The 18,267-nt window shown below is 69.7% G+C and carries 14 protein-coding genes; 10 read left to right on the plus strand and 4 right to left on the minus strand.

What is annotated here, in order from left to right:
- Nucleotides 1-28 precede the first annotated feature (28 nt).
- Entirely contained in the window at nucleotides 29-1,372 is a 1,344-nt protein-coding gene (locus ACFQ7F_RS38630) for a Gfo/Idh/MocA family protein (RefSeq protein ID WP_383281626.1), read from the minus strand.
- A gap of 343 nt (nucleotides 1,373-1,715) precedes the next feature.
- On the opposite strand from ACFQ7F_RS38630, the gene ACFQ7F_RS38635 reads away from it, so the two are divergent.
- The 8 genes from ACFQ7F_RS38635 to ACFQ7F_RS38670 all read left to right on the plus strand — a co-directional run bounded on the left by ACFQ7F_RS38635 (nucleotide 1,716) and on the right by ACFQ7F_RS38670 (nucleotide 10,094).
- Nucleotides 1,716-2,834, plus strand: coding sequence for a Gfo/Idh/MocA family protein (locus tag ACFQ7F_RS38635; protein ID WP_383281629.1), 1,119 nt, complete (start codon nucleotides 1,716-1,718; stop codon nucleotides 2,832-2,834).
- A complete protein-coding gene (locus ACFQ7F_RS38640; RefSeq protein ID WP_383281632.1) occupies nucleotides 2,831-3,754 on the plus strand; it encodes a PmoA family protein in 924 nt (307 codons plus the stop codon). The genes ACFQ7F_RS38635 and ACFQ7F_RS38640 overlap by 4 nt, the downstream gene beginning before the upstream one ends.
- Nucleotides 3,748-4,494 carry a cupin gene (locus tag ACFQ7F_RS38645; RefSeq protein WP_383281635.1) on the plus strand — a complete coding sequence of 249 codons (747 nt, stop codon included), beginning with the start codon at nucleotides 3,748-3,750 and terminating at the stop codon, nucleotides 4,492-4,494. Before ACFQ7F_RS38640 ends, ACFQ7F_RS38645 begins: the two co-directional genes overlap by 7 nt.
- Before the next feature lie 72 nt (nucleotides 4,495-4,566).
- The gene (locus tag ACFQ7F_RS38650; protein ID WP_383281638.1) at nucleotides 4,567-5,850 is read left to right on the plus strand and encodes an ABC transporter substrate-binding protein; all 1,284 of its coding nucleotides are present in this window, start codon (nucleotides 4,567-4,569) and stop codon (nucleotides 5,848-5,850) included.
- Nucleotides 5,847-6,806, plus strand: a complete 960-nt coding sequence (locus tag ACFQ7F_RS38655; RefSeq protein ID WP_383281642.1) for a carbohydrate ABC transporter permease — start codon at nucleotides 5,847-5,849, stop codon at nucleotides 6,804-6,806. Before ACFQ7F_RS38650 ends, ACFQ7F_RS38655 begins: the two co-directional genes overlap by 4 nt.
- Nucleotides 6,803-7,672 (plus strand): carbohydrate ABC transporter permease, encoded by an 870-nt coding sequence (locus tag ACFQ7F_RS38660; RefSeq protein ID WP_383281644.1) that lies wholly within the window; start codon nucleotides 6,803-6,805, stop codon nucleotides 7,670-7,672. The genes ACFQ7F_RS38655 and ACFQ7F_RS38660 overlap by 4 nt, the downstream gene beginning before the upstream one ends.
- Complete coding sequence (locus ACFQ7F_RS38665) at nucleotides 7,669-8,274, plus strand: hypothetical protein (RefSeq protein WP_383281647.1); 606 nt, start codon at nucleotides 7,669-7,671, stop codon at nucleotides 8,272-8,274. The genes ACFQ7F_RS38660 and ACFQ7F_RS38665 overlap by 4 nt, the downstream gene beginning before the upstream one ends.
- Nucleotides 8,271-10,094, plus strand: a complete 1,824-nt coding sequence (locus ACFQ7F_RS38670; RefSeq protein ID WP_383281649.1) for a hypothetical protein — start codon at nucleotides 8,271-8,273, stop codon at nucleotides 10,092-10,094. The genes ACFQ7F_RS38665 and ACFQ7F_RS38670 overlap by 4 nt, the downstream gene beginning before the upstream one ends.
- On the opposite strand, the gene ACFQ7F_RS38675 is transcribed toward ACFQ7F_RS38670, so the two are convergent.
- From ACFQ7F_RS38675 to ACFQ7F_RS38685, 3 genes are all read right to left on the minus strand, one after another.
- On the minus strand, nucleotides 10,051-10,833 hold the full coding sequence (locus tag ACFQ7F_RS38675) for a class I SAM-dependent methyltransferase (RefSeq protein ID WP_383281652.1): 783 nt from the start codon (nucleotides 10,831-10,833) through the stop codon (nucleotides 10,051-10,053). The genes ACFQ7F_RS38670 and ACFQ7F_RS38675 overlap by 44 nt on opposite strands.
- Before the next feature lie 75 nt (nucleotides 10,834-10,908).
- On the minus strand, nucleotides 10,909-13,632 hold the full coding sequence (locus tag ACFQ7F_RS38680) for a discoidin domain-containing protein (protein WP_383281655.1): 2,724 nt from the start codon (nucleotides 13,630-13,632) through the stop codon (nucleotides 10,909-10,911).
- Between the two features lie 158 nt (nucleotides 13,633-13,790).
- Nucleotides 13,791-14,462 (minus strand): GntR family transcriptional regulator, encoded by a 672-nt coding sequence (locus ACFQ7F_RS38685; protein ID WP_383281658.1) that lies wholly within the window; start codon nucleotides 14,460-14,462, stop codon nucleotides 13,791-13,793.
- Between the two features lie 333 nt (nucleotides 14,463-14,795).
- Between ACFQ7F_RS38685 and ACFQ7F_RS38690 the strand changes: the two genes are divergently transcribed.
- Complete coding sequence (locus ACFQ7F_RS38690; protein ID WP_383281661.1) at nucleotides 14,796-17,150, plus strand: collagenase; 2,355 nt, start codon at nucleotides 14,796-14,798, stop codon at nucleotides 17,148-17,150.
- A 194-nt stretch (nucleotides 17,151-17,344) separates the two neighbouring features.
- Nucleotides 17,345-18,241 (plus strand): alpha/beta hydrolase family protein, encoded by an 897-nt coding sequence (locus ACFQ7F_RS38695; protein ID WP_383281664.1) that lies wholly within the window; start codon nucleotides 17,345-17,347, stop codon nucleotides 18,239-18,241.
- Nucleotides 18,242-18,267: the final 26 nt, after the last annotated feature.

Consider the following 18,267-nt stretch of genomic DNA (forward strand, 5'->3'; position numbering starts at 1 on the left):
GCCCTCGCGGGCCGACCCTGACATCTTTTCAGGACTCCATGAGGCCCAGGGCGTCGACCGGCAGCCCCGTGACGAAGGACTGGTTCGCGGCAAGGCCCGTGGCCAGCGAACGCGCTCCGTCGCCCGCGTCCGCCGCGCGGCCCAGCGAGTCGGCGTCGCCGGGGGTCCGCTCGCCGAAGAGATCGGCCAGCATGCGTACGTCCCCGCCGCCGTGCCCGCCCTCACCTGTGGGCACCTTCACTTCCCGGGGCTCCTCCCAGAAGCGGCGAAGGAGCAGTTGGGTGCGGCCTGCCTCATCTCCGGCCGCCGCACCGTGCATGACGGCGCTCGCGCTGTCGGTCCGTGCGTCGGGGCGCGTCCAGGTGGATTCCTCCACGAGGAGTTCGACGCGTCCCTCGCTGCCGTTGAAGGCGATGCGATAGCCCTCCCAGGGCGCGTACGCGGTGAGGTGGTACGTGAGGGTCGCGCCGGATGAGTACCGCACGAGGACCGCCATGTCGTCCTCGATGCTCACCCCGGGTCCGAACACGTTCTGGTCGCGGTGGTAGCCGTCCTCCGACTCCGCGTTCAGGTACAGGGCGCTGAGTACGGAGGAGTCGGCCAGGCGGATGGCGAAGGGGTCGCTCGCGGCGGCGGGAGAGCCGTGCGCGCGGGTGTAGTCACGGGCCAGACCGCGCCGGTTGCCCGCGGCGTCGCCGTAGAAGAAGAGACCGCCCTGTGCGTAGACGGTCTCGGGCCGCGCGCCCAGCCACCAGTTGACCAGGTCGAAGTGGTGAGTGGCCTTGTGCACCATCAGGCCGCCCGAGTTGGCCTTGTCGCGGTGCCAGCGGCGGAAGTAGTCCGCGCCGTGCCGCAGGTCGAGCAGCCACTCGAAGTGCACCGAGCCGACCTCGCCGATCTCGCCGTCCGCGAGGAGCTCGCGCACCGCGGAGTGCACCGGGTTGTAGCGGTAGTTGAAGGCGACGCGCACCTCACGGCCCGTACGGCGCTGGGTGTCGAGGATGCGGCGGGCGCGATCGGCGCTCGTGGTCATGGGCTTCTCGGTGACGACGTCGCAGCCCGCTTCGAGCGCCCGCACGATGTACTGGTCGTGCAGGTGGTCGACGGTGCAGACCACGACGAGGTCGACGCGCTCACGGCGCAGCATTTCCTCGAAGTCGTCCGCAGAGTACGTGGGTATGGGCGGGCGGCCGGGGTGGGCGGTCGCGATCCAGTCGTTGTGGACGGCCATGCGGTGCGCGTTGACATCGCAGAAGCCGACAAGGTCGATCCGGTCCGCGTAAGGACCGGCGAGCGCATCGGTGAAGAGCTGGGCGCGGGCGCCGAGTCCCACCACGGCACAGCGGCGACGGCGCGCGGCGTCGAGAGGCATGCGGATTCCGTTCGGGGAGAGGGGGCGTGCGGGATGCCCGGAGGCGGGCGTCACGGCGGGGCAGGAGGGAGGAGGCGGTGATCGCGCGGCCACGGTTGCAGGTGCGACCGTGTCCGGCAAGAGGGTCCGAACGCGCGGGCCGCGTCGATGACTTGGCAGATCTCCACCGGCGTCGGCGAAGACCCAGGTCGGCGCGGGGGTCGTGGGCAGCGAACGGGCAAACTTCGCCGCCCACATTTTGAGTCGATTCAGTTTTCGGCTCCGAGGTCTTGTCCTGACATTCCCGGGGTGCCTAGGGTCGGCCCCAGTGCAAGCGCTTTCTAAGCTCGTTCGAGGAGACCGTATGTCCTCCACCCCCACCCGTCTGCGTGCCGCGGTCGTCGGCACCGGCGGCATCGTGACCGGCAGTCATCTGCCCGCGCTGCGGGCCCACTCCGACCGGATCGAGCTGAGAGCCGCGGTCGATGTCGACTCGGCCCGGCTGGACGCCTTCCGCACGGCGGCCGGGGCGATGGGCATGGACGTCGAGGGCTACGCCGACTTCGACGCGATGCTCGACGAGGTCCGCCCCGACCTGGTCCTGATCGGTACCCCGCCGTCGCTGCACCGGGCGCAGACCGTGGCCGCGCTGAAGGCGGGCGCGTGGGTGCTGTGCGAGAAGCCGCTCTGTCTCTCGCTCGCCGAGTACGACGAGATCGCCGCCGCCGAGGAGGCATCGGGAACGTACGCGTCGGTCGTCTTCCAGCACCGCTACGGCTCGGGCGCCGTCCATGCCCGCGAGCTGATCGCGGGCGGCGAACTCGGCACACCCCGGGTCGCGCACTGCCAGACCACCTGGCACCGGGACAGCGACTACTACGCGGTGCCGTGGCGCGGCCGGTGGGAGAGCGAGGGCGGCGGTCCCACCATGGGGCACGGAATCCACCAGTTCGATTTGCTCCTGCATCTGCTCGGCGACTGGACCGAGGTGCGCGCCATGGCGGCCCGCCTCGTCCACGACACCGAGAGCGAGGACGTATCGACCGCCCTGGTGCGGTTCCAGAACGGCGCGCTCGCCACCGTCGTCAACAGCGTCCTGTCCCCGGACGAGGTCAGCCGCATCCGCGTGGACTGCGCCGACGCGACGGTCGAACTCACCCACCTCTACCGGCACACCAACGAGGACTGGGCCTACACCCCGGCCCCGCACGTCGACGCCGTACGAGCCGAAGCCTGGCGCACCCCTGCCACCGACGTGCCCAGCTCGCACGCCGCCCAGCTCGGCGCCCTCCTCGACGCGTACGAGCAGGGCGTACGGCCGCCGGGCAGCGGCCCCGACGCCCGCCGCACCCTCGAATTCGCCGCCGCGCTCTACAAGTCGGCGTTCACCGGACAGCCGGTGCTCGCGGGCGAGATCGCCGCCGGAGACCCCTACTACCCGGCCATGCACGGCAGCCACCCCGACTGGAGCCCCAAGCGATGACGATTCAGGTCACCCACACCCACGGCGAACGGATCACGGTCAGGTCCGGCGACGTCGAGCTGCTCAGCTACGTCTACGCGCCGGACCCGGACCCCTTCGAGGCCCGCAAGCCCTACATCCACCCCCTGCGCACCCTGGCCGGACATCAGGTCTCGGGGTACCGCCCGAACGACCACCGCTGGCACAAGGGCCTCCAGATGACCGCGAGCCATCTCTCGGGGCAGAACTTCTGGGGCGGCAACTCCTATGTCCACGGCGAGGGGTATCTGCGCCTGCCGGAGCGCGTCGGATCCATGCGCCACGACGGCTTCCCCGCCCTCGACGTCGAGGACGACCGCCTCCACCTCGTCGAAGAGCTCACCTGGATCGAGAACGGCGGCCAGGAGTGGGCCAGGGAAGAGCGCGACATCACCGTCCACTCGGTCGACGAGGAGGCCGGATCCTGGGCCCTCGACTGGTCGATTCGCCTGACCAACATCCACGGCGAGCCGCTGCGCTTCGGCTCGCCGACCACCGCGGGCCGCGACATGGCCGGATACACGGGCCTGCAGTGGCGCGGACCGCGTGACTTCACCGGCGGCGACGCCTTCGGCCCCGACGACGAGAAGGACGCGGCCGGTCTCATGGGCACCCAGGGCCCCTGGCTCGCCTTCACGGCCGAGCACGACGACGTCGACGCCCACTCCACGCTCGTCTTCGCGCACGCCCCCGAGAACCTCGACGAGACGAGCGCGATCCACGACTCGCACTGGTTCGTACGCTCCGAACCCATCCCGACCGTCGCCTTCTCCTGGGCGTTCTTCGACGAGTTCGCGCTGCCGCCGGGCGCGTCCTTCACCTACCGCTACCGCGTCGTGGTCGCCGACGGCGCCTGGGACCGCGACCGCGTCGCCACGCACCTGAAGGGACTGTCATGGTGAGCCTTCCGCACCCGCTGCCCGGAGCCGTCGGCCTCTCGCACCTGAGCGCCTACGACTGGGAGGCCGCCGACGGCGTGTGTGGCGGCAGCCCGCATCTGCACCTGGTGTGCACGGAGGCCTATGTCGTCACCGGTGGCCGCGGCGCCGTCCAGACGCTCAGCCCGGACGGCTACCGGGAGGTTCCCTTGGAGGCGGGCTCGGTCGCGTGGTTCACGCCCGGCACCGTGCACCGGATGGTGCAGGGCGGCGACCTGCGGATCACGGTCCTGATGCAGAACAGCGGCCTGCCCGAGGCGGGGGACGCCGTCTTCACCTTCCCGCCCGACGTGCTCGCCGACCCCGAGCGGTACGCCGCCGCTGCGAAGCTCCCCGCGAAGGAAGGGCCGGAGGCGGAAGCCGCCGCCCGCAAACGCCGTGACCTGGCCGTCGAGGGGTATCTGCCGCTGCGCGATGCGCTCGAAGCCGGGGACAACGCCCCCTACCTGGAGTTCCAGCAGACAGCGGCCCGCCTCGTGAAGGACAAGGTCCCCACGTGGCGTGAGCTGTGGCGGGCCGGCGCCCTTGCCACCGCCGAGCGCACCGGCGCGCAGCTCGACGCGCTCGAGTCCGGCAGCCCCGACTACCTCGCGGGATCGGGCTCGTACGACAGCCGGCCTTCCCGCCGGGGCGGCTACGGCATGTGCGGGCGCCGCGACGAGTACGAACTGCCGGGCACCACGCTCCCGTACCACGGCGAGTAGCCACCCACCTTCAGGCACCCACCTTCAGACGAAGCGACCGTCAAGAAACCAGAGAGGAGAGGTGTCATCGGCATGCCCGGAAACAGGACAAAGAGGTCCTGCGCGACGGCCGCGGTGCTCACGCTCAGCGTGCTGCTCACCGGCTGCGGCGGCTCGGACGAATCGAGCGGCGGCGGCAAGACCGTTCTGCGCTACACCTGGTGGGGCAACCCCGACCGGGCGGCCCGTACCCAGGAAGCTGTCGCGCTGTTCGAGAAGGAGCACCCCGGGATCACGGTGCAGACCTCGTTCGCCGGCTATGAGGCGTACAAGCAGAAGCTCGCCACCCAGGCGGCGGGCGGCGACGCCCCCGATGTGATGCAGCTCGACTACCGGCAGATCGACCAGTACGCGTCCGGCGGCATCCTCCTCGACCTCGGAAAGCAGAAAAAGGCCCTGGGCACCGACGAGATCGACCCCGGCCTCCTGGCCACCGGCGTCGTCGACGGCACCCAGTACGCGATCCCGCAGGGCCGCGGCACCGAGGCCGTCGTGTACGACGCCAAGCAGTGGAAGGAAGCCGGGGTGAAGCTCCCGCACAAGGGCTGGACCTGGGACGACTGGGCGGACGCCATGCGGGAGTTGGCGGAGAAGTCCGGAAAGCCGGGGTCCCTCGACCCGGGACAGAGCGAGGACAGCTTCGAGGTGTGGCTACGGGGCCAGGGTAAGGACCTGTACACGAAGGACCGCGGACTCGGGTTCACGGCCGACGACCTGACCCGCTGGTGGACCTTCACCGACAAGCTGCGGCGGGAGGGCGCGGTGTCGTCCGCCGAGCAGACCACGCAGCTCGACGGGTCGGTGGAGAACCAGCCGCTGGCCCGCGGAACGGCGATCTCCGACTTCAACTGGGACGCGCCCGCCAGCGGATACACGGCGATCGTGGGCGCAGGGCTTACCCTCGCCCCGATGCCGTCGGGCGCGGACGGCACGCCCGGCCAGTACTTCAAGCCCTCGATGTTCATGGGGGCAGCGGCCACCACCGAACACCCCGAGGAATCAGCCGAGTTCATCGACTTCATGATCAATGACAAGAAGGCGGCATCGATCCTCGGCGCCTCCCGCGGCATCCCCGTCAACGAGCCGATCCGCGACGTCCTCGGTCCCGACCTCAAGGACTTCGACAAGACCGTCGCCGACTACCAGGACTCCGTCGACGGCACCCTCAAGACACCGCCTCAGGCCCCGCCCACCGGCGACAACTCCCTGCAGACCACCTTCCAGCGTGACTACGACCAGGTGTCGTTCGAGCAGATGACACCCCGCGAGGCCGCGGAGGACTTCATCACCGAGGCGAAGGCGGAGCTGAGGTCATGACCACCACCGACATACCCGCGAAGGCCGCTCGCGCGAAGAGCCCCGAGCCACCGCCGCGGCAGCGCGGCAGGCTCCGGCGGGAGGGTGCCGCCTGGGTGTTCCTCTCGCCCTGGGTGCTCGGCGCCGTCGTCCTGACGCTCCTGCCGATGGCCGTCTCGCTGTATCTGTCCTTCACCGACTACGACCTGTTCAACGCCCCGCGCTGGGTGGGACTGCGCAACTACGTCCAGATGTTCACCGAGGACCCGCGCTACTGGCGCTCGGTCGGCGCGACCTTGACGTACGTCGTGATCGCCGTGCCGCTGCAACTGGCGCTCGCGCTCGCCGTCGCGCTCGCCCTGAAGTCCATGAGGCGCGGCAGGTCCTTCTACCGCTCCGCCTTCTACGCCCCTTCGCTGCTCGGCGCCTCCATGTCGATCGCGCTGGTGTGGCGGGCGGTGTTCAACGACGGCGGCACCGTCGACAACCTCCTCTCGGACATCGGCATCCACACCGGCGGCTGGGTCAACAAGCCCGGCTGGGCACTGTTCGCCGTGGCGCTCCTGACGGTCTGGCAGTTCGGCGCCCCCATGGTGATCTTCCTCGCTGGTCTGCAGCAGATCCCCACCGAGCTCTACGAAGCCGCGGCGGTGGACGGAGCGAGCCGCAAGCGGCAGTTCATCTCCATCACGCTGCCCATGCTGTCGCCGGTGCTCTTCTTCAACCTGGTGCTCCAGACCATCCAGGCCTTTCAGGTCTTCACCCCCGCCTTCGCGGTCAGCGGCGGCAAGGGCGGACCCGCCGACTCCACCCTCTTCTACACGCTCTACCTCTACGACCGCGGCTTCGTCGCCTCCCACATGGGCTACGCCTCCGCCATGGCCTGGGTCCTGCTGATCGCCATCGGAGCCGTGACCGCGGTGCTCTTCCGCACCTCGCGCTCCTGGGTCTTCTACGCGAACGAGGGGGAGCGATGACCACCACCACTGCCACCACCGCGGGCCGACGGTCCTTTCCCTGGCGCCGTGTCGCACTGCACGCCGGATGCCTGGCCGCGCTCCTGGTGATGCTGTATCCGCTGGCCTGGCTCGTCGCCACGTCGCTCAAGCCCGCCGACGAGGTGATCGCGAGCCTGAACCTGCTGCCGAGCAAGCTGGAGTGGTCGAACTACACGACCGCCCTCGACGGCGTGGACGACGTGTCCGTCGGACGGCTGCTCTCCAACTCCCTGCTGATCGCGGGCGGCGCGGTCATCGGCAACGTACTGAGCTGCTCTCTCGCGGCGTACGCGTTCGCCCGGCTGCGCTTCCGCTTCCGTGGGCCGCTCTTCGCCTTCATGATCGCGACGATCATGCTGCCGCACCACGCGGTCCTGATCCCGCAGTACATCATCTTCAACCAGCTCGGCATGGTGAACACCTACTGGCCGCTGATCCTGCCGAAGTTCCTGGCCACCGAGGCCTTCTTCGTCTTCCTCATCGTGCAGTTCATGCGCGGCCTGCCGCGCGAGCTGGAGGAAGCAGCCAGGATCGACGGCTGCGGCCCGTTCAGGAGCTTCTTCCTGGTCGTCCTGCCGCTCACCAGGCCCGCGCTGATCACCACCGCGATCTTCACCTTCATCTGGACCTGGAACGACTTCTTCACCCAGCTGATCTATCTCTTCTCACCGGAGAAGTTCACGCTGACCCTCGCGCTGCGGTCGTTCGTGGACGCCTCCAGCCAGTCGGCGTTCGGCCCGATGTTCGCCATGTCGGTGATCGCGCTCCTGCCGATCGTGCTGTTCTTCCTCGCCTCCCAGCGCTTCCTGGTCGAGGGCATGGCCAACTCCGGAGTCAAGGGATGAGCGCCCGGACCCGCGAGACGGGCGAGATATTCGGGCCGCGGATGACCCTGTTCGCCGATGTCCTTGCCCTCGGCGTGGTCACGGCGCTCGCCTGTCTGCCGCTGATCACCGCTCCGGCGGCGCTCTCCACCGCCTGCGCCCTCGTGCGCGGCACCAGGGACGACAAGCCCGTCACGGCGGGGCGGTACGTGGCGCTGCTGCGTGAACGGTTCCGTTCCGGTGACCTCGTCGCAGGCGCGGTAGCCCTCGCCGGGGTGCTGCTGTTCGCGGCGGATCTGGCGCTTGCGGGGGCGGGTCTTCCGGGTGCCCGTGTCTTCGCCGTGACGGCTGCGGCGATCGGAGCGTGCGCCGTGATCGTGGGTCTGCGCGCCTGCGCCCGCCCCGAATCGATCGGCGACTGGCGGGCCGCGGTGCGCGCCGCCGCCGGTGACTCGGCGCGGGACGTGGGCGGCAGCGCCCTGGTCCTGCTCGCCCTGGCGGCAGCCGCGCTGTGTGCCTGGATGATGTTGCCGCTCGCGTTCCTCGTGCCGGGGCCGCTGGCTCTGGCACTCACCGCCATCGACGTACGCCTCGTACGCATGCCCCATGGGGAGACAGCGTGATAGCCCGCAGAACCTTCATCGCCACCTCCGCCACGGCCACCGCCGCGGGAGTCGGGGGCATCTCCGGTCGGACGGCGGCAGCGGCGGAGGGTGCCGGGTCCGAACGGCCCCGGTGGGACGAGGACTTTCTCGACTTCCTCACCACGGCAGCCGACGCGCGCGCCGCCGCCGTCCTCGACGGATACGACGCCAACATCACCGAGCTGCGCGACCAGGGCAAGGCCCGCGCCGCCGCCCGCAGCCTGCGCACCCTCACCTCCGTCTATGTGCATGCCGCGTCGGGGCATCATCACGACGGCGCGCTCCTGGGTCCGCTGAAAGAACTCGCGGACGCGCTCGCCGACGAGCAGTTCGACGACGGGTTGTGGGACCAGGGCGCCGTCCACTCACCGCCCGACACCGCCTTCTCCATCGTCGACCTCAACATCGCCTACGCCCTGCTCGACAAAGACGACGAACCGGCCACCGTGAAACTGCGGGCCACGGTCGAGCGCATCCTCCGCAAGGCCGGACCCGGCCTCGCGAACGGCGGCGTGCACACCGCCAACCACCGCTGGCTAGTGTGCTCCGCGCTCTCCCGCATCCACCGGCGCTGGCCCGACCCCTCGTACCCCCGGCGCATCGACGCCTGGCTCGCGGAGGGCATCGACCAGCTCTCGGGCGGCGAGTACAGCGAGCGCAGTCCCACGTACTCGGCGGTGGTGACCAACCCGGCCCTGCTGACCATCGCCCGCTTTCACGACCGGCGCGACCTGTACGCACACGTACGGGACAACCTCACCGCCTCGCTGTACGTCACCGAGCCCAACGGCGAAGTGGAGTCCGTCCATTCGCGGCGCCAGGACCAGGCGACACTGCGCTACCTGCCCGAATTCTGGCTGCAGTACCGGGAGTTGGCCATCCGCGACGGCAACGGTACGTTCGCGGCGCTCGCCGCGCTGCTGCGGGAGCGCGGCGCCGGGCAGACCTTCGGCGAGACCCCGCTGGGCGACCGGCTCGCCGAGGTACTCGACCGCCCCGAGCTCGCCCGTGAGCTGCCGCCGGTGAAGGCGCTGCCGACCGACTTCGAGCACCACGACGACAGCTGCCGCCTGGTGCGCGTGCGTCGCGGCGAGCGGACGGCGAGCGTCTTCGGCGGCACGGACCTGCCCGAGGTGCATGCCATTTCGTCGGGGCTCTCCACCAACCCCACGTTCTTCAAGATGCGCAAGGGTGCCGCGATCCTCGACTCGCTCCGGCTCGCCCCGCAGTTCTTCTCGCTCGGCCCCTTCAGGTCCGATGGCCTTGAGCGGCAGGGCGACGCATGGCGGCTGCACGCGGAGGTCCGGGCGGGGTTCCACCAACCGCTGCCGCGGCGCCACCGACGCAGGGACGGGCTCTATCCGCTCACCGACGACGGACGCTTCTGGTCGGCGATGGACTTCCCGCACCGGCCCAAGGAGTACCGGGCTCTGCGCACCGAGATCCTGGTGCGCGAGACGGATGAGGGCGGTTGGGAGCTGTCCTTCGAGGTGTCGGAGTCCGCGGTGCCTCTTGCCCTTGAGTTGTGCTTCCGGCGGGGCGGGGAACTGTCGGGGGATGGCCTGGAGCCGGTCGCAGGGGCCGATGACACCTACCAGCTCGTCAGCGGCGAGGCGAGCTATATGGTCGGCGACGACCGGATCACCTTCGGCCCCGGGAACGGCAAGGGTGGCAAGCAGCCTCCCGTGGTCGAGCCGGGGGAGCGCTACACCTGGATGAACGGCTCCCTCGAACCGGACGGCGTCCGGGTCCTGATCACCGGTCGTTCGCCGCTGACGTACCGGATGACCCTGCGCTGATCTGCTCGCCGGGTTCCGGGCGGCGGGCGAAGAAGACGAACTCCATGCCGGGGCGGTCCGGGGCATCGCGGATCTCGTCCACCACGTAACCGTTCGCGGTGAGCGATGCGGTCACTTCGTCGCGCTCGCGGAAGCGCAGGGTCGAGTCGGATGTGAGGGTCTCGCCGGTCCTGGTGAGGTCGTAGGTGTGGCGGAAGGACACCAGCGGCAGGCTGACATCGGTGACGTCCACCCAGGTCTCGATGTCACCGACGCCCTCGACGGCGACCGTGCGGCGGGTCGCGGCACGGTTCCATCCCTCCCATGCCCGCCGGGCCGGATCGCGGGTCTCGAAGACGAGATGGCCGCCCGGCCGCAGCGCGGCATGGATACCGCTCAGGGTGCCCTCCCACGCTTCCGGATCCGCGATGGCCTGTGCCACGTTGGCGGTCATGGTGGCCAGGTCCACCCGCATGTCCGGGAGCGCGGTCGCGTCGCCGTGGATCCACCGCACGCGCTCGCCGCCCGGCTTGGACCGTGCTACGTCGAGGGAGGCCGCGGCCGGTTCGACGCCGGTCACGCGCAGCCCGCGCCCGGCCAGGAGCAGGGCGAACGTACCCGTGCCGCATCCCACGTCGAGGACCTGACGTGCTTTCAGCTCCGTTGCCACATCGGCGTATACGTCCAGGTCGCCGCGGTCCGCGTCGAGCGGATCGTAGAGCGCTGCCAGTCTCGGATTCTCGTACGCCTCGTCTGCCACGTTCTGCAGGCTAACAACGGAAGCGACGGTGGAGGCACTCAATTTTCATGGCTCCACCGTCGCTCCCGCCGTGATCTATCGGTTGACGGTCAACTCCTGGATGCCCGCGGGCTTCTTCGCGCTCTTGGAGGTGAACTTCACGCGGACGTAGCGGGCTGCCGTGTCTCCGTCCGGTGAGGCATTGCTCCAGTGCCGCCCGTCGGGCGACGTCTGCACGGTGTGCTTGGTCGGCTTCACGTCCGTCCAGTGCGGGGTGATCTTGGAGACGCGGGAGACCTTGCCGAGGTCCGTGGTGAGCGTGGCGCGGGCGGCGTCGGGGACCCAGGCGGTGGCGGTGCTGCCGTCGAGTGCGGCGCCCGCGTACTGGCCGGGCTGCTCCGAAGTCGCCTTCGCCGTGCGGCACCTGGCGAGGTTGTCCGTGGGTTCGAGGTCAGGGCGGCGGGTCTTGATGTGGGCGGGTGCGCCCTGGCTGACGATCTGCTTCCCCTGCGGGGTCTCGATCTCGAAGGGCTCGCCGTGGGTGAGACGCACGGTGGTCCCATGCGCGCCGATGGCGATGTCGTACGTACGGCCCTGCCAGTGCTGCCCGTTGAGCTTCACACCCTGGGACAGTTGCGGCGGCAGCATCGGGTCGAGGTGCACGCTGTTCTCGCGCAGCCGCTGCCCGGTCAGGCCGTTGGTGAAGACCTGGAGGAAGCCGCCCTGGCCGGTCGTGAAGTTCTGCGCGGGGGAGCCCGACAGCGGGTCGGTGGCCCCCGCCTTGTCGCCGCGCGCCTCGGAGAAGAGGTTGAACGGGCCGCGGACGAAGGGCCGGATGGAACGCTCCAGGTAGGTGTACGCGGAGCAGCCGGGCTCATCGATGGCGGCGGCGTCGATGGCGTGCACCGAGTCGGTCATGGCGGGGCCGTCGGGGTCGGTGCGGGCCGCGTAGTAGTCGAGGGTGTTGGTGGCGGCCTTCTTCGACATCGGCCACTCCAGCGGGTACATCAGGAGCACGGTGTCCGCCTGCTTGATGACCGAGCCCTTGTAGCCGTCGTACTGCTGGAAGACCTGCTTCTTCTTGTCGAAGGGGATGCGCAGCTTGTCGGCGACGGTGCCCCAGTTGGCCGGGGCGTCCTCGCCGAGGGTCTTCGCGGCGCGGGCGGCGGTGCGCAGGGTGGTGGCGGCGCCCGCGTTGGTGAAGACGCCGTCGTCGACGCCGTTGCTGTACTCGTCAGGCCCTGCGACGTCCTTGATGGAGTAGCTGCCGTCGGTGTTGCGCGTGGCGCGGTCGGCCCAGAACTCGGCGATCCCTCGGATCACCGGCCAGCCGCGGGTGCGCAGCCAGTGGGTGTCCTTGGTCGCGAGGTAGTACTGCCAGGCGGCCAGGGCGACATCGCTCTGCAGGTGGTTCTGGGTGCGGCAGTGCGGCGGGTCGACGCTGTGGCACTCGGACGTGAGATCACCCTTGCCCGCGCTGGTCCAGGGATAGAAGAGCCCCTGGTGGCCGAGCTTCTTCGCGTTGGCGCGGGCGGCGTCCCGGGTGCGGTAGCGGTACTCCACCACGGACTTGGCGAGGTCGGGGTGGGCCGCGAGCAGCGCCGGGTACATCCAGGTCTCCGCGTCCCAGAAGACGAGCCCGGCGTAGTTGTCACTGCTCAGACCGGTGGGGGAGATGCTGTTGGCCGAGCCGGTGCGGGTGCTGGAAAGGAGTCCGTACTGCGCGGACCGGACCCACGACTGGAGGTCGCCCTGGTTGCCCTGGTCGCTCTGTCGGGGCACCTCGATGTCACTGCGCCACAGCTTGCGCCAGGCGGCGGCGTGCCCGGTGAACAGGGCGTCCCAGCCGTGCCCGGCCGCCCGCTGCGAGGCCGCCACAGCGTCGCGCTCGGGAGAGCGGGAGGTCAGCGCGGTGTCGACGCCGACGTACTTGGTGAGCTCGTAGGTCCGGCCGGATCGAACGGGGAGTCCGACGGACTGATGGGCACTCAACTTACGGGCACGAGCTGAGGTTTGTTCATTTCCTGTACGTACGCCTTGCCCGGCGCGGAGTGTCGACGCGACCGCACCTTCGGTCTTCGTACCGTCCGTGCGGAACCCCACGGTCATGGTCTGCCCTCCGGAGCGGGCGCCGCCGCCGGTGGCCGTCATGCGCCGCGCACCGCGTCCGTCGATGCGGTCCGTGACCTTCGCGTTGCCGTTCCAGTGCGGGGTCATGCGCAGTCGTACCGCGCCGACGTGGGGGTCGGTGCGGTCCGCGAGGACGTCGTAGACGAGATCGGTGGCCCGGCCGTCGGCCGCCGTCCAGGTGAGCTTGGTGCGCACCAGGCCGCGGCGCAGGTCGAGGCTCTGCCGGTACTGCGAGATCCGGGCGGCCGACGTCTTGGAGGTGAACGTCTTGGATGCGGGTCCGCCGGTGGACACCGTGAGGGGGGTCCAGGTGGGCAGGGCGGCGGCGACCTGACGGTTCTCGGTGGTGTCCTTGTTGTGCGCGTAGAGCCCGGAGACGAAGGAACCGTCGTAGCGGGGGGTGAACAGCGGCCATCCGGTCTTGGCGTCGCCGGAGTCGGAGTAGCCGGTTCCGTTGGGTGCGACGCGCTGGCCGAGATAGCCGTTGCCGACGAAGGCGTGGTACGTGTCCTTCGCGTCGATGCGGGTCGACGTCATCGTCCAGCCATCACCGGGGGAGGATGCGGGCGCCGTCGGCTCTTCGGTACGCGGGGTCGTGTTGTCGGCCGCCGCTGTGGGGGGAACGGCCGCCGCAAGCACACCCACGAGGAAGGGTGCGATGAACCGGACCGTGCGGGGGAGGGACCTCATTGTGCTCCGTTGCGGGGTCGCCGGGAAGGTCAGGCGACCATAAAGATGTGAACGGTCCGCGTCAATGAATCGCGCAATGCGTTGAAGAATCAAACGAACCCGCGAGTAGGTCCTCGAGCAGGTCCGTAGGTCCGTAGGTCCGTAGGTCCGATGGAGTCCTACTCCTTGGCGCCCCGCGCCCACAGTGAGCGCACATGTCCGAGATGCCGGGTCATGCACTGTTCCGCACCTTCGGCGTCGCCCGCCACCATCAGGTCGAGGAGTTCGATGTGCTCCTGCGCCGACGGGATCAGCCGGCCGCGCTCGTCGAGCGCCGTCAGTCCGTACAGGCGGGAGCGCTTGCGCAGGTCGCCGACGGTCTCGACGAGCCGGTCGTTGCCGCCGAGCGCGAGCAGGGAGAGGTGGAACTGCCGGTCGGCCTCCAGATAGCCGATGAGGTCGTGGTCGCGGGCCGCGCGCACGATCTCATCGGCCACGGGGCGGAGCTGCTCAAGGTCCGCCCGCGACGCGGACCGGGTGACGCGCCCGATCACGGGGACTTCGATGAGGGTGCGGATCTCGGTGTACTGGTCGAGATCGCGTTCGTTGACCTCGGTGACACGGAAGCCCTTGTTGCGGACCGGCTCCACCAGGCCCTCGCGGGCCAGATCGAGCATCGCCTCGCGCACCGGTGTCGCGGAGATCCCGAAGTCCTCGGCCAGGACGGGCGCCGAGTAGACCTCGCCGGGCCTGAGTTCGCCGGATATCAGCGCGGCCCGCAGATGGTGGGCGACCTGATCACGCAGTCGCTCCCGGGGAGTGACGAGGGTGCGCTGTGGGAGGTGGCCCATGGTGGTGATCCCTTCGTGGCCCCGCAGGTCGTGGCCCGCGCGCCCGCCCCGAGTGGTTCACCAGCGTACAAGGTCACATTGTTCTCGCCCCAGAATCTGGTGCGCCGTCAGGCTGGGCGGGGGCAGGGTGAACAAGGTTGGGCAGAAAGGGAGTTGCGAATCGTCCTGGCGCCTGAGGGGTTGTCAGTACCATTTCACATTACTACGTTACGCATCACATGGCGCGGCCCTCGCTCTTCAAGTGCCCTCTGCTCCACGGCAGTTGCTGCCGTAGGCCCCCGCGCCGTGCGCACGGCCCTGCTTGCCTCACCTCCCACACACCAGGAGCCTGTCGTGCACCAACCCCGAACCCTGCGCAGATCCGTGGTCGCCGCGGCGATATCCGTGACCCTGTGCGCCACGGCCGCACCCGCCGTCAGCGCGGACGCCGCCGCTTCGACCCCGCGTCCGGCCACCATCTCCCCCGCCGCGCCGGGCCCTGAGGCACCGAGTCTGTTCGACCGGGTCGACCGCCGCGCCAAAGCCCCGACGTCCGCCGCCCCGAAGCTCCCCGCCCCCAGTGGCCTGACCGACGGCCGCGTACCCGGCCCCCGTACTGGCAAGGCGAAGGACAAGGCGAAGGCCGCGGCCGATGTGCCCCGCGCCACCGTCGGCAAGGCGTCGGTGCCGTGCACGCTCGACGGCGTCAAGGGCCTGTCGCCCGCGCAGTTCGTCGACTTCCTCGCCGATCCCGCCGTCACCGCCGACGGCTGTCTGCGCGGTCTCGTCTGGACCTGGGACCAGCGCCTCGCCCCCGTCATGTCGCGTGCGCACATCCAAGCCGTGTCCCAGCGGGTCACCCAGCTCGCCGCATCCCACGACGGCACCAACGGCAGCCACCTCCTTGAGATGTTCACGTACTTGCATGCCGTCTCCTACCAGGGCTTCTCGCACGACGAGGTCGACATCAACGACCCGACGACCTTGGCCGCCATGCGACGGGCCGTGGATGCCTTCGGCACGGCCGCCCGCGCCTTCGACGTCACCCGCTCCAACGCCGAGACGCTCCGCGAGGCGCTGACCGCGGCCAGTGCGACGGGACTGCGCCAGCACCAACTCCCGCTCGTCAAGAGGGTCCTGGCCACCATGGATGCCGCCCACCCCGACACCGCCCAGGACGCCAGTTGGGCCGGTGCCGCCCTCGCCGCGCTCTCCCTGAACTACCTCGGGATCTACCCCGGCAACCAGGACACCGCATTCCGCGCGGCCGTGGCCGCCGACGCCTCCTACCGCGCCGCCTTCAAGGCGTTCGGCGGGTACGCGCATCTCAAGGGCAAGCCCAATGCCTGGGTGGTGCGTGACGCGGTGAGCGAGTACGGCCGGATGGGTCAGATCGACGCCCTGCGCACCGAGATCGTCGCCGGGCTCGGCCCGCTCCTTGACACCATCGCCCGCACCTTCGGCGACGGCAGCGCTCCATGGGCGAAGGCCGTCACCTGGCTGATCGAGTTCGACGCCTGCAAGCCGTACAAGGTGTGCAGGGACGACATCGAGCGCCGCCTCTTCCCGCAGACGTACGCGTACGACGAGGGTGGCATGAAGGTGCGTACCGCCCTGGATCGCGACACCGTCGACCAGCTCTACTACGCGAGCAAGCAGGTCAAGGCGCAGTTCCACCGCGTCGTCGGCACTCAGGAGCCCCTCGGCGGCGACCCCAACACCACCTTGAACACCGTCCTGTACGCCTCGCGCGCCGACTACGAGAACTTCCATCCGCTGCTCACCGGCATGGGCACCGAGAACGGCGGTGTCTACATCGAGAAGGGCGCGACCTTCTACACCTACCAGCGGCGCGTCCCCCAGGACTCCACGCTGACGCTCGAGGAACTCTTCCGCCACGAGTACACGCACTACCTCAACGGCCGCTGGGCGGTGCCCGGCTTCTTCGGTGAGGGACGCTGGTACGAGGGCGACCGGACGACCGCGATGGACGAGGGCACGGCGGAGTTCTTCGACGGTGCCACGCGCGACGACGGCATCAAGGTCCGCAAGTCCCTGGTCCAGGGCGTCATCGATGACACCGCGGGCGGCGGGCCACGCATGACCGTGAACCAGCTGCTGCACGCCACCTACGACGGGGACGGCTTCCGCTTCTACGACTACGCGGGCACGTTCTTCGAGTTCCTGTGGACCGAACGCCCCGCGCTGGTCAAGGAGATGTACCGCTACCTGCGTTCCGACGACCCGGGCGCTTTCGACGCGTGGCGCGACCGCCTGAGCCGGGACGCCGGGCTGCAGAGCGCCTACGACTCCTTCCTCGACAAGCAGATCGCGCACGTCGACGACCTGTTCGTCCCCGACACCAAGTACGTCCCTCTCGACCGGCTGCGCGACAGCACGGCCGACCAGGTCCGCTCCTCGTTCACCGCGACGACCGGCAGCACACCCGACTGCCGCTCCGTCAACGCGCCCGCACGCCCGCGGTTCCTGTGCACCGGCCGGATCACCGCGAACCTCAGCGACGCGGCCAGCCCCGATCGCGTCTTCAAGGACATGTCCGAGACCGTCGACTACTTCATCCTCGACCGGGCATCGGGCGGCGACAACAACCTCGCCGACATGAACTGCACCTTCGGCGAGGTGGACATCTGGACCGGCGGACGCGCCGGAACGTCGGACTACACCTGCGAGGGACCTCTGCGCGGATGACGGGGATGACGGGGATGGGGATGGCGGAGTGACGGGGATGACGGGGCCGACATCTCCACGACACCGGTGATTTCGCCGATGTCGACACCCCGTCAACACCGCCACGGTGGGGACCGCCAACCAACACGGCGGTCTCCACCGGGGCGTATCTCCTGCCTCCTGTGTGGCCCCGCCACGACAGAGAGGACCCCTCCGTGCGCCTGCACGTCTTCTCCCGCCCTGTGGTGCGGGCAGCTCTGGCCGCCGCGGTCGCCACCGCCGGCCTCCTCGGCACCGGTCTCGCACCGGGCGCCCAGGCCGCCGCCGACAACCCGTACGAGCGTGGCCCCGCGCCGACCGTCTCCAGCATCGAGGCCACGCGCGGCTCCTACGCCGTCTCGCAGACCAGCGTCTCCTCGCTGAGCGTGTCCGGCTTCGGCGGCGGCACCGTCTACTACCCCACATCCACCGCCGACGGCACCTTCGGCGCGGTCGTCATCTCCCCGGGCTTCACCGCGTACCAGTCGAGCATCGCCTGGCTCGGTCCGCGGCTCGCGTCCCAGGGCTTCGTGGTCTTCACCATCGACACCCTCACCACGCTCGACCAGCCTGACAGTCGAGGGCGCCAACTTCTCTCCGCGCTCGACTACTTGACGAAGACGAGCTCGGTGCGGAGCCGCGTCGACGCCTCCCGGCTCGGCGTGATGGGGCACTCGATGGGCGGTGGCGGCACCCTGGAGGCCGCCAAGAGCCGTACGTCCCTGAAGGCGGCGATCCCGCTGACCGGCTGGAACCTCGACACGACCTGGCCCGAGCTGAAGACGCCGACTCTCGTCGTCGGCGCGGACGGTGACACCGTCGCCCCCGTCGCCACCCACTCCGAGCCGTTCTACCAGTCATTGCCGAGCTCCCTGGACAAGGCGTACCTGGAGCTCAACGGCGCCACCCACTTCACACCGAACTCGTCCAACACGACGATCGCGAAGTACAGCATTTCCTGGCTGAAGCGGTTCATCGACAACGACACCCGCTTCGAGCAATTCCTCTGCCCGCTGCCGAAGCCGAGCCTCACGATCGAGGAGTACCGGGGCAACTGCCCCCACACGTCCTGATCCTGATGTCCAGTCACATGAGGCGC

Source organism: Streptomyces sp. NPDC056486 (genome assembly GCF_042795295.1).
Taxonomy (GTDB): Bacteria; Actinomycetota; Actinomycetes; order Streptomycetales; family Streptomycetaceae; genus Streptomyces.

Excerpts from the sequence above, each read along its gene's own strand:
- ACFQ7F_RS38630 (WP_383281626.1), bottom strand. The coding sequence starts at position 1,372 with ATGCCTCTCGACGCCGCGCGCCGTCGCCGCTGTGCCGTGGTGGGACTC.
- ACFQ7F_RS38635 (WP_383281629.1), top strand. The coding sequence starts at position 1,716 with ATGTCCTCCACCCCCACCCGTCTGCGTGCCGCGGTCGTCGGCACCGGC.
- ACFQ7F_RS38640 (WP_383281632.1), top strand. The coding sequence starts at position 2,831 with ATGACGATTCAGGTCACCCACACCCACGGCGAACGGATCACGGTCAGG.
- ACFQ7F_RS38645 (WP_383281635.1), top strand. The coding sequence starts at position 3,748 with ATGGTGAGCCTTCCGCACCCGCTGCCCGGAGCCGTCGGCCTCTCGCAC.
- ACFQ7F_RS38650 (WP_383281638.1), top strand. The coding sequence starts at position 4,567 with ATGCCCGGAAACAGGACAAAGAGGTCCTGCGCGACGGCCGCGGTGCTC.
- ACFQ7F_RS38655 (WP_383281642.1), top strand. The coding sequence starts at position 5,847 with ATGACCACCACCGACATACCCGCGAAGGCCGCTCGCGCGAAGAGCCCC.
- ACFQ7F_RS38660 (WP_383281644.1), top strand. The coding sequence starts at position 6,803 with ATGACCACCACCACTGCCACCACCGCGGGCCGACGGTCCTTTCCCTGG.
- ACFQ7F_RS38665 (WP_383281647.1), top strand. The coding sequence starts at position 7,669 with ATGAGCGCCCGGACCCGCGAGACGGGCGAGATATTCGGGCCGCGGATG.
- ACFQ7F_RS38680 (WP_383281655.1), bottom strand. The coding sequence starts at position 13,632 with ATGAGGTCCCTCCCCCGCACGGTCCGGTTCATCGCACCCTTCCTCGTG.
- ACFQ7F_RS38685 (WP_383281658.1), bottom strand. The coding sequence starts at position 14,462 with ATGGGCCACCTCCCACAGCGCACCCTCGTCACTCCCCGGGAGCGACTG.